The sequence below is a fragment of the Coleofasciculus sp. G2-EDA-02 genome, assembly GCF_040226375.1.
Classification (GTDB): domain Bacteria; phylum Cyanobacteriota; class Cyanobacteriia; order Cyanobacteriales; family Coleofasciculaceae; genus Coleofasciculus.
The window spans coordinates 40,976-56,947 of record NZ_JAVKEW010000097.1 but is presented as its reverse complement, the minus strand read 5'-3'; the positions used below and the strand labels follow the sequence as shown (position 1 = coordinate 56,947).

The following is a 15,972-nucleotide window of genomic DNA, read 5'->3' as shown; positions in this document are numbered from 1 at the left end:
AAAGGTGGAGTCTTTTAAGTTTTGAGTGTGTAGGGGATCTTTTCACTACTATCGTTTCTTCCTTCACCTAAATGGAACTAAACCCGCCCCGACTTAACCCTTCACTTTGCTCAAGCAAATGTTTTGTTCCCCCATCTCCCCCATCTCCCCCATTTTCCTCAGAGCGATTCCCCGTGTCAGATCAAGACTGGATTTTCCCCGATCGCCTCTCCCTGCAAAATTCCAATAATCGTCCGCGTTACAAACTCTAAATTCTGCGGTATAGGATGTAAAGGTAAATATTGTACCAGATGATGTTTGGCTCGATCATACAGACCAAATCGCCAAATTTCCCCGGTCGAAACCGCACCGTACAAAATCGGACTCTTACTTTCTACCCAGTGATCGAGGGCAATCAATTCAACAGCAAGCTGAGTAAAGCCTTTAGTTAAATCCGATTGCTTGGCTTCAATAATTAGAAAATTGCTGGGACTGGGAATATAGTAATCGAGTGAACCTTTTAACCAATTGCTAACACTAACGGTATACTCAATATTGATTGAATAGTCTAAGCGATCGCATATCTGATCGATCAACGGAAAAATCAATGCCTCCCGGCGTGCCTGTTCAGTCGTGGTATTCACCCGTTTCAGTCTGCGCCGCATACTCTGTGCGAATTCAGGTAGCCAATCTAATTCACATTGCGTATAGGGAAGATCTTTGCGATCGGTACGCTCAAGGGTACAGCCTAAATCTGCCAAAATATCTTCAGGTGAGTAAGGCAAATCAAAATACTTGCTAAAGGTGTAGGTTCCATTCATAGTTACCGATGAATCCTTCATGGAGGTGAATGAAGGATTTTAGATCGTCTAGAGAGATAGCGGCAAAGGTAAACTTAGGCACGGCAATGAAGTCACGCATGATTACCTTGATCATATCGTGCATCTCCCAGGTTCTAAGCCGTCTTATGTCCTATAGCCAATTTGAAACCTTAGAACGAGTGCAAGCAAATTTGCCTCGATAGATAACTCGATAGATAAAAACATACAAAATAGCGAGCGAGACGCTCGCACTACAACCGTTCCCTGTTCCCTACCCCCACCACAATACTTATTCCGCAACCCCTAACTACCCTAAACCCAACTCACGTTTGAGTAAATTAATCGATTTTGTACCAATATAATTTTCACTGCAAACCAGCTTGGGCGGACGGATCAGATCATCTCTGGCGTCTAAAATTGCCCGTTTGACTGTATCATAACTGGCTTGATCGCTAATAATCGTTCGCGCACTGCGGACTAAAGCGTTAAGTTTATATTTATCACTAACCTGAGCGGTAATCAGGAGTAAATCATCCCCGCGCAGACTGTGGATAATCACGTCTACAATCCTGAGAATACCCCCACTGAGACTTACACAGCCCAGACAACTATCTTTGGGGAGACTTTTGACAATCTCGATTTCTTGTCCATAGTCGTGGATATCGACAGGAATAACCCGCACGGATTTCGGCGCTGCGATCGCTTCGGCTTTTTGGATAAAATAGCGGCTGGTGACGACTGTACCGGAATTGGTGCGTTCTAGGGTTTGTTCTAATTCTTCTAAGGGGACTAACTGTACCGGAATTCCCAGGGCAGATTCCAATTCCTGCACCATTAACTCCCCAGCGCCCATATCTCGTGACTCTACGGTAACAAGCACTCTAGCACTACAGCGCAACCGCCAGTCAATTTCGGCTAAAAAGAGTTCGCGGGCTTCATTAAGGGAACACCCTTGAGAGAGTAATTCGTCCAAACTCTGCTGGACAACTCTTGATGCTTGGGGATATTGCTGGAGAATCGGAGATTGACGCTGAGTTCCGCCTTCATGACCCTGGGCTTTCACATAAATCCCTGAGCCGGCTATGGATTCGACGAGTCCCGTTTCTTCTAGTTGGCGGTACACTTTACTGATGGTATTACGATGCAACCCCGTCTCCATGGCTAATTGACGGGTACTGGGCAATTTATGTCCCGGTGGATATTGACGAGAGGCGATCGCAAACTGAATTTGGTCGAATAGCTGCTTTGAGGCAGGGATTTCGCTATCAGGCTGAATATGGTACTGAACCATTATAAAGTCTCCCAAGCACTTGCTTTTCAATAGACACCAGAGTATAACGTACAGTTTAAGATCAGATGGTGGGTGGCTGACCCTCTAGTCCTGACTTAGGCATTTCTCTAAGCATTTATCATAGCTAAACTTTACAACAACTGCGGTTTTCTTAATCTGATGTATCATTCGGCTTTCCCTACTAAAATACTCTCTTCACTATGCTATTGTGCATTTGAATTACCTATCCTAATCCCCAAAAATCAACCAATATGCAGTATTTTTACTTTTGTTCGTTCATTTAATATTCAAGTCGAAGCCGCTTAACAATGAAGTTGGATATTTTAAAAAATATTCAACCAATCACCCCCTTGACAATTTAAACCCGATTCAGGTTTTCGCGAATCATTCGAGTATCAGAATAATTAAAAGAGATAGATAATAAATCCTTGAAAAATAACAAGCAAACTAATATAATTATAACAATCCGTAAATAATTTGCTGAATGAGGGGGACGTGAGGGTTAAAATTAAGCAGAAGTTTGACCGTTGACCAAAAGGTCAAAAGCCATAGCAGCGAGGACTGCGATAGATCGACGAACACAGCATAAACCTGAATTATGACGGCTAGAGAAATCAAAAGCGATTGGGTTAAGATTACAAACGGCTCTCTACAAATTGACGCTTACTTAGCGATGCCCGTGGGAGAGGAGTCTGTTGGGGGCGTGGTCGTGTTGCAGGAAATTTTTGGGGTGAATGACCATATCCGAAATGTGACTCAGCGGATTGCCCAAGAGGGATACGTCGCGATCGCACCCGCCCTCTATCAACGAGTTGCCCCCGGTTTTGAAACAGGATACACAGAAGCTGACCTGAAAATCGGCAAGGATTATAAGGCGCAAACCCAGGCAGAGGAACTGCTGAGTGATATCCAAAGCGCGATCGACTATTTAAGGGGGCAAACACCTGTTAAATCCAATGCGATGGGCTGTATTGGCTTCTGTTTTGGGGGTCATGTCGCCTATCTAGCAGCAACCTTGCCAGACATCAAAGCGACAGCCTCCTTCTATGGTGCAGGGATTGCCACGATGACGCCCGGAGGGAATGAACCAACGATTACCCGTACCCAGGATATTACGGGAACCATCCATCTATTCTTTGGCATGGACGATGCTAGCATCCCGGCTGAACAAGTCAACCAGATTGAAGCTGAACTCAAAAAGCACCAAATTTCCCACCAGATCTTTCGCTATGAAGGTGCTGATCATGGATTTTTCTGTGATCAACGTGCCAGCTATAACCCACAAGCGGCAAAAGATGCTTGGGAAAAAGTGAAGATGCTATTTCAGCAGGAACTGTAGTTATTCGTCATCGATTATTTGTCATCAATAACCCCAAATGACAAGTAAAAAATGACAAATCTATTTTCTTAAACAACTAATACTCATGACTTCAGAATCAACCCGTTCTCAAACCCGCAAAACTGCTTTTTCCATGGAAGATTTTGCCAAAGCCCTAGAAGAGTATGACTACGAATTTAGTCAAGGGAAGGTGGTGCGAGGTAAAGTGCATAGCTACGAGATGGATGGTGTTTATGTCGATATTGGCGGCAAATCTTTGGCTTATGTTCCAGGGCAGGAAGTGTCAGTGGCACGAGTAGAAGATTGGTCAGAGGTGCTACCGTTGCAGGAAGAGTTGGAGTTTCTGATTATTCGGGAACAGAATGCAGAAGGTCAGATAACTCTATCACGGCGTCAGTTGGAAATCAATAAGATTTGGGATCAACTGGCGCAAATCCAAGACAGTGGCAAGTCGCTACAGGTGCAGGTATCCGGTGTGAATAAAGGCGGTGTGACTGTGGATTGGCAGGGATTGCGAGGATTTATTCCGCGATCGCACCTGAATCAACGGGGGAACTTAGAGTCGCTAATTGGTCAAAGCTTAACCGCCAGCATCCTGGAAGCCGATCGCGATCGCAGCAAGTTAGTCTTTTCTCAACGAGAAGCCACTCGCGCTGAAAGTTTCTCTATGTTAGAGGTAGGACAGTTAGTGGAGGGTACGGTTTCCAATATCAAACCCTTTGGTGTGTTTGTAGAATTGGACGGGATTACCGGCTTATTGCATATTAAGCAAGTTAGCCAAAATATGGTGGAATCGTTGACGAATATGTTTCAGGTGGGTCAATCAATTAAAGCAATCGTGATTGGCTTGGATGAAGGCACTAATCGTGTTTCTCTATCGACAAAAGTGTTAGAAAACTACCCCGGAGAAATGGTGCATAAAATGGCAGATGTGATGGAAAGTGCTGAGGCACGTTCAGAACGGGCGAGGGCAAAAATGATCTAATCAGAACCGTTCTAAATTGTGTGTAGGGGCGGGTTTCACGATTAGCGTTTCTTACCTCATCCAGATGTAACTAAACCCGCCCCAGCCCAAGTTTTGAATGAACGGAGGTGAGGGCGGGTTTTGTAGCTAAGCTAGGGAAAAGAATCAAAATTAGTCCCTAAACCCGCCCCTACACATTTAAAACTCAAACAAAGGGCGGGTTTTGTAGCTAAGCTAGGGAAAAGAATCAAAGTTAGTCTCTAAACCCGCCCCTACACAATCAAAATGTTGTAGCCGTTTCCTATTTTTTTATCTGAAACAGGAGGATCAAAATCCGATGGCGAAAGCAGAGGAATCCAGCCGCACTCTTAGCGTGGATATTGGTGGAAGTGGGATTAAGGTGATCGTTTTAGATCCGGCGGGAAATCCGATCACTGAACGCCATCGAGTCACCACACCGCAACCCGCAACGCCGGATGCTGTTATTGATGCGATCGCACAATTAGCCGCCGCCCAAGGGGAATGCGATCGCGTATCTGTGGGCTTTCCTGGCGTGGTTATGGCTGGAGTCGTGAAAACGGCGGTGAATTTAGATCCAGCTTGGCAAGGGTTTGATCTGGCGACTACCCTTTCTCAAACCTTGAAACAGCCGGTGCGTGTGGCTAACGATGCAGATATGCAGGGATTAGCCACGGTTCAGGGTAAAGGGGTAGAACTAATGATTACCCTAGGGACAGGATTTGGTTCAGCCTTATTTGTGGATGGTAAACTCGTCCCCAATTTAGAAATGGCACACCACCCCTTTCGCCAGGGAGACACCTACGAACAACAGTTAGGGCGGGCGGCGTTAGAGAAGAAGGGAGAGAAGAAATGGAACTCTCGTTTGCAACGCGCGATCGCAACCCTAGAACATTTATTTAACTACGACTATCTTTATATTGGTGGCGGAGAAGCAAAAAAAATTACCTTCGACTTACCGCCGAATGTCAAAATTGTTCCCAATATCAACGGATTATTAGGCGGAATTGCCTTGTGGCGGGATTAATTTTTCCTAATTGTTTACCCCTGTAGGGGCGGGTTTATGGACTTTCATTACGCTATTGATAATAACGTTGCTTCAAAACCCGCCCTTTTTCAATTGTCGTAAGGATTCCCCAATACTCCCGATACATAAATTTTTGTAACAAAGCCTTGACTCTGCCACATAAATCCTTCAATCTGCTAAGATAATCCAAATTAAACCTAAAAATCTTAGCGCCACTCAAAGCTGTTCGCGCAGCTCTGAGCAGCTAACCCCCAAACTGCAGGAGCCAGTCTGGAAGCTAGAAGAAATACTAACACTCCTCTAGCCACTCCGACTTCATAAAGCAACTTATGCGGGGTGGCTAAGACTTTGGGTCAATCGATTTAGGATTGAGGATTTAGGCATTTTTCCGGCAAAACAGCCGATATCGCCACAAATCCAGCATCAACAGTCCTAAATCAAGCACACGCTACCGCTCATACCCAAATCAGGAGTGATTTATCATGTATCGGAACTTGATCACGGCTGGAATAATTGATCCTCACCAATTTTCTCTCGACGAAGTACGCCAACAAGTCGCTACATTTCTTAACATTCCCCTCCAGCAAATCGATCGCGTCGAATGCTGGCACCACCAAATCTGGGTTAAGCTGCTGGAATCCCGTGCTATCTTTGTCAGTTATCGCAACTTGCCCCTTTGGATTGACGCAGGATTGGCGGCGATTGGGCGCTGTACCTCTCGTTCCCAGCTTGATGAATTAGGCGAAATCTTCCGTAGGGAACGTGATTGGTATGATCAGCATGAGCAACCCGAAGCCGTGCAACCGTGGCGTCAGGCTTGGGCAAAACAAGCTGAATACCTGAGAAACGAGGAAGAACGCCTGAAACCCATTCGCGCCCATCAGGAAGCCGGAAGGGATTGGTATGGGGCTTGGGAACGGGTACTCTATTGTTGCCGAGATTTTAACCGACTCCAAGGATTAGCCTCAGAAATAAATCAACAAAGTCAGGACTTTCAGGATTTACCTGAGATAATACAAAAGATGCAGCAATTGTGGCATCAGCGCTGGCAAGAACTATCGAGTGCGATCGCGTAACTTAGGACTTCCGCAAAGCCTCTATTTGTAGTGGCGTGGCACAGCTTATTTGGTGAATTAGAATGGGAGCCCGGAAACCGTAGGGGCGCATGGCGTGCGCCCGATTCAATGGTAAAATCTCTTGCACCATTTTAGCTGGTTCACGCCAGTAGAGTGTGTTAGCGTTCGCGCAGCGTTCCCGAAGGGTAGGGTAGCGTAACGCACCTTGGTGTTAGCTGAACAAACCCGATTCTTACCATTAATTAACACTAATTTTATAAATTAATCGATGTTGGTAAAATAAAGACAAAATCTACTTCACATTTAGCCGATTGCGGATCAGTGTTTCCGTCATCTGAGCAAGCTGATCTAACTTCTCTTTATTCTCCTGCGCCCGTTTCTCATAGTCTTTCTTCCGGATAATTGCCGCCCGCGCTAAGTCTTCCCGGTTTTGTTTCAGTGCTTGAATGGCGACTTTCTGCCAAGCACTTATCTCACGAACATCGTGGTTGTACTGCGGTTGCAGAGTATTCCAAACTCCTTTAATTTCAGCTAACGCTTGAGTCAATAACTGATTAGCTTTGTCAGGATCTTTCTCTTCCAGCGCTCGTTTAATCGGTTCGTATAAGTTCTCAGTATTCATCTGAGTAATAATCGGAATAAAATTTTGAATTTGCGGACTTTGACTCACGCCAGTTTTACACCAGATGGCAAAGTGTTCGCAGTTGTTGTATAGCAGATTATACTTCCGTTCACCTAAACGACTTTCAGCGCGGCGAACAACTACATCAGGAATAAAATGAGTGGGATACTGTTTTACATAGATTTTTCCACCTCTAGCAAATGTAGGTAAAGAAGTGCGTTCAATGGTTTCACTGGGTTTGCGATAATGGATAACCGTACCGTCGCCGCAGTCAATCCCATAATGTTTGTAGACGCCTTGCAGGTTGAGAAATTCTCGATAAGCGTAAATTAGATCGCCTCGTGCCATACTTGCCTTGGGTAGAAGGGTAGAAGTGCCAGCTTAGTTGCCAATAATACTAATAAATATAAACAAGCTGGATAAAAGACGCGATCGCACAAAAAATATAGAACGAAGCCAGCGAAGAGAGTAAAATCGAACGGGAAAGCCTATTACACTCCAGAATGAGCCAAATTTCTCCATCAACCTTGACCTCTTCCCCTCTCAACCCGCTTAAGCAACCCATAGACTGGTTTTATGCCTTGTGGAAGTTTTCGCGTCCTCACACGATCATCGGTACTACTCTAAGTGTATTGGCACTATATGTCATTGCCTTAGCGATTACCGACAGTGCGATCGCACCCTCCAATTTAGCTCAACTCTTGGGTACCTGGATATCCTGCTGCTGCGGTAATATCTACATTGTGGGACTCAATCAACTCGAAGATGTGGAGATTGACCAAATTAATAAACCTCATCTTCCCATCGCAGCGGGGGAGTTTTCCAGAGGACAAGCTAAGCTGATTATTGCTGTAACTGGACTCTTGGCGCTGCTGTTAGCCTGGTTACTTGACGGGTGGTTATTTCTCATGGTTAGCGTCAGTTTAGCCATTGGTACGGCGTATTCCTTACCACCCATCCGGTTGAAGCGGTTTCCCTTTTGGGCTGCACTTTGTATCTTTTCGGTGCGGGGTGCTGTGGTCAATTTAGGACTATTCTTGCATTTTAGCTGGGTGTGGCAACAAGGTGAAGCGATGACGCCAACGCCTGCGGTGTGGGGACTGACGTTATTTGTTTTGGTGTTTACCGTTGCGATCGCGATTTTCAAAGATGTCCCGGATATTGATGGAGACAAGCTATATAATATCACCACGTTCACGATTCGACTGGGTAAGGCAGCGGTGTTTAATATCACCCGATGGATTATCACCCTCTGCTATTTGGGCATGATTATCGGTGGAGTGCTACTGTTTGACGTGGTTAACCCAGTTGTCTTGGGGATAACACACCTGGCGGCGTTACTTCTCGTCTGGTGGCGCAGTCAGGATGTAGATTTGCAGGATAAAGTCGCGATCGCGAGTTTTTATCAATTCATCTGGAAACTCTTCTTTTTAGAATATCTGATGTTTCCCGCCGCTTGTTTGTTAGCTTAAAACACTGATTGCACAGATTTTTGGGGGAGATTGGGGTGGGAGGTGAGAGGTTAGTCACACTGATTACACTGAAAGGTTAGTTCTCAATCAACAAACGATGATTCGATTGTCGGGGGATTATCCAGTTCTCTGTGTCAATCTGTGTCATTCACTATTTAGTTTTCTGTCTGTGTGATTACAATCTGTGTAATCTGTGTTTAAGAAATGTACCCGATGGGAATTGTTCAGAATTCAAGTTGGATAGCGGCTATAGTCGTCATTGTCGGTTTATTCACTGTTATTTTTTTGATTGGTAAGACAATTGCGATCGCGTCGCTGTTTCAAAAGGGTATCGCCTTTTATCAGCAAAAGGATTACCCAGAAGCGGAAGCACTATTTCGTCAAGTTATCCAGAAACAACGCAGTAATGACATGGTGCGCTTACTGCTCGGTAATACACTCCTGGCACAAAATAAATGGGATGAAGCGGTAGCTGTATTCCGGGATCTCATCGCGCGATCGCCGAAAACTGTGGATGGGTATATTAAGTTAGCCCAAGCGTTTATTGAACAAGGAAAACCTGATCAAGCCATACCTGTTATTCAGGAGTTGCTCCAGCGCCATCCTCAGAATACAGACATTCCTTTTAGCGTCGGTTTAATGCTAGCAAAAGTTAATCGACTGGAAATTCTAATTGAGTCGTATCAGACGTTGAGCCAGCAGCATCCTGAAAAGCCTATATTACATTTGAACCTAGCCAATAGCTGGATGATTCAAGAAAACTGGCAAGCTGCTATAGGTGAATATCGCGAAGCTATTCGCCTTAATATTAAAAAGCCTCAAGCGTATTGGTATTTAGGGGATGCATTGAGGCAACAGGGTCAATTGGATGAAGCACTCAGCGTCTGGCGAGAGGCAATTAGCCGTTATCCTAATGATCGGGATGCTCAGTTAAGAATTCGACAAGCACTCAAAGAACAAGGTAAATTTGGATAAAAAGGTGTTTTTCAACAAGTTATCCTCTTTCTCCCCCCTTTCAAAGGTTTCTCCCCCCCTTTCAAAGGTTTCTCCCCCCCTTTCAAAGGTTTCTCCCCCCCTTTCAAAGGTTTCTCCCCCCCTTTCAAAGGTTTCTCCCCCCCTTTCAAAGGGGGGCTAGGGGGGATGGAGAGGGGTTGGGGGTGAGGGCTGTAGCTTAAGTTGACACCAATGGTTTTACTATTACCGTTTTTGAAGCCCTAATCTGACTAATAGAAGGGCGGGTTTAGTCACGTTATCGGTTTGTGGCAAAACGTTATCGGTAAAACCCGCCCCTACACCCCTACACCCCCGCACCCGGAACTCTATCATGTTTGATCAAGATATCGTTCTCAATGCCAAAACATACAAGTCACTCCAAGCCGAATTAACCTATCTGCGATCGCGTGTGGCGCAATTGGAAGCGATGAGAATACCAGAACCGACTCAAGTTGCCCAACAGAAGGCGCTGTTGGCGGTGGTGACTAAAATTCGGGAATCTTTGGATTTGGAGAGTATCTTTAAATCAACCGCCACAGAAGTGCGTCAACTGCTGAATGCGGATCGGGTGGGGATGTTTCGCTTTGATCCAGAGTCTGACTGTCGCCGTGGGGAGATTGTCTCCGAAGATGTTGTATCACCCTATCCATCAGCCATCGCCACCAAAGTAGAGGATAACTGTTTTGGAGAAAGACATGCTACCCATTATCAGCAAGGGCGGATTTGGGCGGCTGAAGATATTTATGCACTGAATTTACTCGATTGTCACATTGCTATTCTCTCACGTTTTCAAGTTCGAGCCAACCTAGTTGTGCCGTTACTCAAGGGGAATCAGCTTTGGGGGTTGCTGTGTATTCACCAATGTTCGCGCCCACGCCAATGGCGCAGTGACGAAATAGAGTTTGTCCATCAAATTGCCATTCATTTAGGCGTGGCGTTGCAGCAAGCGGAGTTTGTGGCTCAATTGCGGATGCAGTCGGAATTATTGACGAAAGCTGTGGCTCAAGCTGTAGAAAGGGAAAAAGCAGTTGCGGCTATTATCGATAAGATTCGGCGATCGCTCGATATTAATACTATATTCCAGACCACAACCCAGGAAGCGCGACACTTACTCAATGTTGATCGGGTGGCAATCTATCGGTTTAATCCCGATTGGAGTGGTGAATTTGTGGTTGAATCCGTGGCTGGGGGCTGGAAATCCTTAGTCCAAGAGCAATGTCAAGACCCACATTTATGCCAAAATATTAGTAATTGTAGTATTAAGTCCTTTGCCAATCCTCAAATTATTGATACCTATTTACAGCAAACTGAAGGCGGTGACTTTATCAAAGGTGAAGTTTTCCGAGTTTGTCGTGATATTTACACAGCCGGGTTTTCAGATTGCTATATTCAAAGTTTAGAACGCTATCAGGCAAGAGCATACACAATTATTGCGATTTACAAAGGCAAAACCCTCTGGGGACTTTTAGCCGCTTTTCAAAATTCAGCACCGCGATCGTGGCAGGAGACAGATATTAATTTTTTGGTGCAAATTGGCGCTCAATTAGGGGTAGCTATTCAACAAGCTGAACTCCTCGGAAAAGCTCAACGGCGATCGGCAGAACTGCAAACCACACTGGAGGCGCAATTACAACAACGGGCAGATGAATTAGCCCAGGAAGCAGAACGGGAACGGGCGTTAGCTCAGGTTATTGATAAAATTCGCCAAACTTTAGATTTAGATACGATTTTCCAAACGGCGGCAACAGAAGTCCGTCAATTGTTGGATGTTGAACGAATTGCTATTTATAAATTCCGCGAGGATTATTTCGGTGATTTTATTTTTGAATCGGAAGCAGGAAACTTACCAAAACTGGTGGGTAGTGCGTGGGAAGACCCCTATTTAAGCGAACAAAAAGGGGGTCGGTTACGGGATAACGAACCTTGTATTGCTGATGATATCTATAGAGCTAATTTTAGTGATTGCCATATCGAAGCTTTGGTATCTTTTGGGATTAAATCCTTTGCTGTCGTGGCTTTGTTTAAAGGGGAAAAACTTTGGGGACTACTGAGTGCTTTTCAACATAGTCAATCCCGCCATTGGCAGGAACGAGAAGTTAAGTTACTCATGCAGGTGGCAGCCCAATTAGGGGTAGCACTGCAACAGTCAGAATATTTAGAATTGTTGCAAGCTCAAGCCGTCCAGCAAGCTAAAGCGGCGGAACAGGCGCGGGCATTAGCACGGGTGATTGAAAGCATTCGTCAAACCTTAGATATTGATCAGATTTTTAGTACGACTACCCAAGAAGTACGGCAAATTCTTAACTGCGATCGCGTCGTGGTGTATCGATTTAATCCCGACTGGAGTGGGGATTTTGTCTCCGAATCGGTGGCATTAGGTTGGTCTCCCTTAGTCAGTTCTGATCTGAAAACGGTATGGTCAGATACCTGTTTACAAAAAACTCAGGGCGGTCGATTTCGGAATCATGAAAACGTTGTCGTTAATGATATTTACCCAATCATTTACTCGACCTGTCATGTCAAATTGTTGGAAGTGTTTCATATCAAAGCCTACTGTTTAATCCCCGTTTTTGTCGGGGATAAACTGTGGGGATTACTGGGTGCATATCAAAACTCCAGTCCCCGTCACTGGGACGCCGCAGAAATTAGTTTACTGACACAAGTGAGTAATCAGTTAGGTGTGGCGCTGCAACAAGCCGCCCTCATGGCTCAACTCAAAGATGCTAAGGAAGCAGCTGATGCGGCTAACCGTGCCAAAAGCGAGTTTCTGGCGAATATGAGTCATGAACTACGGACTCCCCTGAATGCGATTCTTGGTTTTGCCCAAGTTATGACCCGCGACTCTACTTTAACTCCAACTCAACAGGAATATCTAGGAATTATTGCTCGCAGTGGTGAACATTTACTCACGCTGCTCAATGATGTATTAGAAATGTCTAAAATAGAAGCAGGTCGGATTACGCTGAATGAAACAAGTTTTGATCTCTATCGTTTACTCAAAAGTTTAGAAGAAATGCTCCAGCTAAAAGCCGCATCAAAGGGCTTAGAGCTAATCTTTAATTGTGATCCAGATGTTCCTCAATACGTGCGGACTGATGAGAGCAAGTTACGTCAGGTTTTAATTAATTTATTGGGAAATGCGATTAAATTTACAGGGGAAGGGAATGTCACCTTGCATGTAGAGACGTTGCATGCAACGTCTCTACATGGCACGTCTCGCCATGGCACGTCTGTAAACCAATGTGTAGGGGCGGGTTTTACCGATAACGTTACCCAAGAAACCGATAACTTGACTAAACCCGCCCTGCTTGGGGAACGGGGTATAATTCCCCAATCCCCAATCCCCAATCCCCAATCCCTAATCCCCAATCCCCAATCCCTAATCACCTTTGAAGTAGAAGACACCGGTCCAGGAATTGCCTCAGCAGAACTTGATACCTTGTTTGAAGCCTTTATCCAGACAGAAACCGGTCGCAAATCTCAAGAAGGTACAGGATTAGGTTTACCCATTAGCCAGAAATTTGTCCAACTGATGGGAGGAACCATCGCCGTCAGCAGTATTTTAAGTCAGGGAACAAGGTTTCAGTTTACGATTAAGATTAGTCCTGCCCAAGCGGCTGACATTGAGATTCAACAGTCTAAACGGGTGATTAGTTTAGCCCCAAATCAACCCAGCTATCGGATTCTGATTGCTGATGATAAATGGGAAAGTCGGGTTCTGCTGGTTAATTTAATCGCACCGATGGGTTTTGAGGTGCAGGAAGCAGAAAATGGATGGCAAGCCGTTGAACGTTGGCAGAGTTGGGAACCTCACCTGATTTGGATGGATATGCGGATGCCTGTCATGGATGGTTATGAAGCCACTCGTCGAATTCGACAATCGTTGCAGGGTCAAGCAACGGTAATTATAGCCTTGACTGCCAGTGTTTTCGATAAGCAGCGCTCGGTTGTCTTGTCAGCCGGCTGCGACGATTTTGTGAGCAAGCCCTTTCGGGAAGAGGTTATCTTTGAAAAAATGGCGCAACATTTAGGGGTGCGTTATTTGTATGCTCAAGCTGAACCTGCCTCTGTCATATCGCCGGATACGTCGCTAGCAACCTTGCAGGGAACTGCCTTACAAGAGGCATTGGCACGAATGCCAACTGAATGGCTGGCACAACTGCACAAAGCCGCACTCAGCGCTAGAGAGAAAGTGATGATTCAGCTTATTGCCCAAATTCCTGAGGAGCAAATATCTCTGGCTCAAACCTTGAATCAATGGGTGAACACCCTTTCTTTTGATCGCATAGTGGATTTAACACACGCCCTAATTCATGAGTGAACGTCAATCTCAAGCCATCAAGGGAGACATATTAATTGTCGATGATATCCCTGATAATTTACGCATTTTGTTTACCATGCTGACGAACCAGGGCTATGAAGTTCGTCGGGTGATTAATGGGAAACAGGCACTTAATGCGGTTAATACTGATCCGCCGGATTTGATTTTGCTGGATATTAAAATGCCGGAAATGGATGGGTATGAAGTTTGTCAACGATTGAAAGCCGACGAACAAACCGCCGAAATTCCGGTAATTTTCTTAAGCGCTCTTGATGAAGTCTGGGATAAAGTGAAAGCCTTTGAAGTGGGTGGCGTAGACTATATTACTAAACCCTTTCAACTAGAAGAAGTGATCGCACGGGTTAAAACTCAACTGAGTTTACGCCATATCCAACAGCAACTGCAAGTTCAAAACGCCACACTAGCAGAGGCAAAAGAAGCCGCAGAAGCCGCTAACCGGGCTAAAAGTGAATTCCTGGCAACCATGAGCCATGAAATCCGCACCCCTTTGAATGCGGTGATTGGGTTAACCGGAATTTTGGAGAATACGAAGCTGGATAACCACCAACGGGACTTAGTCGAAACGATTCGTCAAAGTGGTGAAACGCTGCTGACTACGATTAATGATGTGCTTGATTTTGCTAAGATTGAGTCGGGTAAACTAGAGCTTGAATTCAAACCCTTTAATCTGCGTGAATGTCTGGAAACCTCTGTTGATCTGTTTTCGCCAAAAGCAGTGCAAAAGGGATTGGAATTAACTTACTTTATTGACCCAGAAGTTCCCATTACTCTGATCGGAGATGTCACCCGACTGCGCCAAATACTCATCAATTTACTGAGTAATGCAATTAAATTTACAGATGTGGGGGAAGTTAGCGTTTTGGTGAAGGTTAAACATGAATACGTCACTGATTCGACTCAAAACCAGGATAGCAATACCTCGCCGACTGTTTGTCTTTTGTTTTCGGTAAAAGACACGGGCATTGGTATTCCTCAAGACGGCTTTTACCGCTTGTTTCAACGCTTCAGTCAACTCGATTCTTCAACCACTCGTCAGTATGGTGGTACGGGACTGGGTTTAATTATTTCTAAACAATTAACTGAAATGATGGGGGGGGGAATTTGGGTAGACAGCAGCTTCGGTGAGGGGTCTACTTTTTCCTTCTGTGTCGTCTTAAGGGTAGCCCAAAATGCGTTGGAAGAGAATTTAAATACTACTCAACCACAGCTTAGAGGTAAACGAGTTTTAATTGTTGATGATAATCAGACAAATTGCCGAATTTTAACCCAGCAAACCGAATGTTGGGGTATGATTGCCCGGAGCACTCAATCCGGTGATGAAGCCCTAGCTTGGCTCAATCAAGGAGAAGCCTTTGATGTGGCAATTATTGATCGGCAAATGCCAGAGATGAATGGACTAACTTTGGGGCTGCAAATCCATAACCAATCCCTTTGTAAAGAATTGCCTTTGGTGTTACTAACCGCTGTAGGAAACTTGACAACAAAAACCTCTTTGATTGAGCGGCATTTTGCTGCCTGTCTCCCTAAACCGATTAAAGTTGGACAATTTTATAACGTTATGACTCAAATTTTGGTAAAACAGGCGGCTTCTATTGAGTCTCAATCGGCTTCACCACAATCTCAAGATTTGCCTCTTGCCAAACAGTTACCGTTACGAATTCTTTTGGCTGAAGATAATATAGTCAATCAAAAAGTAGAATTGTTACTGTTAAAACGTTTAGGTTATCAAGCCGATTTGGTCACTAATGGTCAGCAAGTTCTTGACGCCATCTCTCACCAATCTTACGATGTAATATTGATGGATGTACAAATGCCAGAAATGGATGGCTTAACCGCAACTCGTTACATCTGCCAAAACTACTCCCAGCGTCCTTGGATTGTTGCGCTGACAGCTAATGCGATGCAGGAAGACCGAGAAACGTGTTTAAAGGCGGGGATGGATGATTATATTAGTAAACCGATTCGCCAAGCCGACTTGATTCGCGTCTTTAAAACGATTCCTTCGCGCCAAGCACCAACACCTTAATC

Annotated in this window: 11 protein-coding genes; 8 read left to right on the top strand and 3 right to left on the bottom strand. The window is 45.0% G+C overall.

Going from position 1 to position 15,972, the window contains the following annotated elements; all coding sequences use genetic code 11:
• Positions 1-176: 176 nt before the first annotated feature.
• Together RLO19_RS10805 and RLO19_RS10800 are read right to left on the bottom strand one after the other, a co-directional pair.
• Entirely contained in the window at positions 177-800 is a 624-nt protein-coding gene (locus RLO19_RS10805) for a hypothetical protein (RefSeq protein WP_446356264.1), read from the bottom strand.
• A 307-nt stretch (positions 801-1,107) separates the two neighbouring features.
• The gene (locus RLO19_RS10800) at positions 1,108-2,091 is read right to left on the bottom strand and encodes a GntR family transcriptional regulator (protein WP_446356262.1); all 984 of its coding nucleotides are present in this window, start codon (positions 2,089-2,091) and stop codon (positions 1,108-1,110) included.
• Positions 2,092-2,689: 598 nt separating this feature from the next.
• Between RLO19_RS10800 and RLO19_RS10795 the strand changes: the two genes are divergently transcribed.
• From RLO19_RS10795 to RLO19_RS10780, 4 genes are all read left to right on the top strand, one after another.
• Complete coding sequence (locus RLO19_RS10795) at positions 2,690-3,430, top strand: dienelactone hydrolase family protein (protein ID WP_446356261.1); 741 nt, start codon at positions 2,690-2,692, stop codon at positions 3,428-3,430.
• Positions 3,431-3,515: 85 nt separating this feature from the next.
• On the top strand, positions 3,516-4,415 hold the full coding sequence (locus tag RLO19_RS10790; protein ID WP_446356260.1) for a S1 RNA-binding domain-containing protein: 900 nt from the start codon (positions 3,516-3,518) through the stop codon (positions 4,413-4,415).
• 316 nt (positions 4,416-4,731) lie between these two features.
• Positions 4,732-5,439: an ROK family protein gene (locus RLO19_RS10785; protein ID WP_446356258.1), complete on the top strand. Its 708-nt coding sequence runs from the start codon at positions 4,732-4,734 to the stop codon at positions 5,437-5,439.
• Between the two features lie 482 nt (positions 5,440-5,921).
• Positions 5,922-6,515, top strand: a complete 594-nt coding sequence (locus RLO19_RS10780; RefSeq protein WP_446356257.1) for a hypothetical protein — start codon at positions 5,922-5,924, stop codon at positions 6,513-6,515.
• Positions 6,516-6,807: 292 nt separating this feature from the next.
• Here RLO19_RS10780 and RLO19_RS10775 read toward each other — a convergent pair whose 3' ends face one another.
• Positions 6,808-7,485: a lecithin retinol acyltransferase family protein gene (locus RLO19_RS10775; protein WP_446356255.1), complete on the bottom strand. Its 678-nt coding sequence runs from the start codon at positions 7,483-7,485 to the stop codon at positions 6,808-6,810.
• A gap of 155 nt (positions 7,486-7,640) precedes the next feature.
• On the opposite strand from RLO19_RS10775, the gene RLO19_RS10770 reads away from it, so the two are divergent.
• The 4 genes from RLO19_RS10770 (at position 7,641) to RLO19_RS10755 (ending at position 15,970) form a co-directional block, all read left to right on the top strand.
• The gene (locus RLO19_RS10770) at positions 7,641-8,609 is read left to right on the top strand and encodes a homogentisate phytyltransferase (RefSeq protein WP_446356253.1); all 969 of its coding nucleotides are present in this window, start codon (positions 7,641-7,643) and stop codon (positions 8,607-8,609) included.
• 213 nt (positions 8,610-8,822) lie between these two features.
• Positions 8,823-9,584 (top strand): tetratricopeptide repeat protein, encoded by a 762-nt coding sequence (locus RLO19_RS10765; RefSeq protein ID WP_446356251.1) that lies wholly within the window; start codon positions 8,823-8,825, stop codon positions 9,582-9,584.
• Positions 9,585-9,933: 349 nt separating this feature from the next.
• On the top strand, positions 9,934-13,923 hold the full coding sequence (locus RLO19_RS10760) for a GAF domain-containing protein (RefSeq protein WP_446356249.1): 3,990 nt from the start codon (positions 9,934-9,936) through the stop codon (positions 13,921-13,923).
• The gene (locus tag RLO19_RS10755; RefSeq protein WP_446356247.1) at positions 13,916-15,970 is read left to right on the top strand and encodes a response regulator; all 2,055 of its coding nucleotides are present in this window, start codon (positions 13,916-13,918) and stop codon (positions 15,968-15,970) included. The genes RLO19_RS10760 and RLO19_RS10755 overlap by 8 nt, the downstream gene beginning before the upstream one ends.
• The last annotated feature ends 2 nt before the right edge of the window (positions 15,971-15,972 follow it).

Coding starts and splice junctions, on each gene's coding strand:
- RLO19_RS10805 (WP_446356264.1), bottom strand. CDS start 800: ATGAATGGAACCTACACCTTTAGCAAGTATTTTGATTTGCCTTACTCA.
- RLO19_RS10800 (WP_446356262.1), bottom strand. CDS start 2,091: ATGGTTCAGTACCATATTCAGCCTGATAGCGAAATCCCTGCCTCAAAG.
- RLO19_RS10795 (WP_446356261.1), top strand. CDS start 2,690: ATGACGGCTAGAGAAATCAAAAGCGATTGGGTTAAGATTACAAACGGC.
- RLO19_RS10790 (WP_446356260.1), top strand. CDS start 3,516: ATGACTTCAGAATCAACCCGTTCTCAAACCCGCAAAACTGCTTTTTCC.
- RLO19_RS10785 (WP_446356258.1), top strand. CDS start 4,732: ATGGCGAAAGCAGAGGAATCCAGCCGCACTCTTAGCGTGGATATTGGT.
- RLO19_RS10780 (WP_446356257.1), top strand. CDS start 5,922: ATGTATCGGAACTTGATCACGGCTGGAATAATTGATCCTCACCAATTT.
- RLO19_RS10775 (WP_446356255.1), bottom strand. CDS start 7,485: ATGGCACGAGGCGATCTAATTTACGCTTATCGAGAATTTCTCAACCTG.
- RLO19_RS10770 (WP_446356253.1), top strand. CDS start 7,641: ATGAGCCAAATTTCTCCATCAACCTTGACCTCTTCCCCTCTCAACCCG.
- RLO19_RS10765 (WP_446356251.1), top strand. CDS start 8,823: ATGGGAATTGTTCAGAATTCAAGTTGGATAGCGGCTATAGTCGTCATT.
- RLO19_RS10760 (WP_446356249.1), top strand. CDS start 9,934: ATGTTTGATCAAGATATCGTTCTCAATGCCAAAACATACAAGTCACTC.
- RLO19_RS10755 (WP_446356247.1), top strand. CDS start 13,916: ATGAGTGAACGTCAATCTCAAGCCATCAAGGGAGACATATTAATTGTC.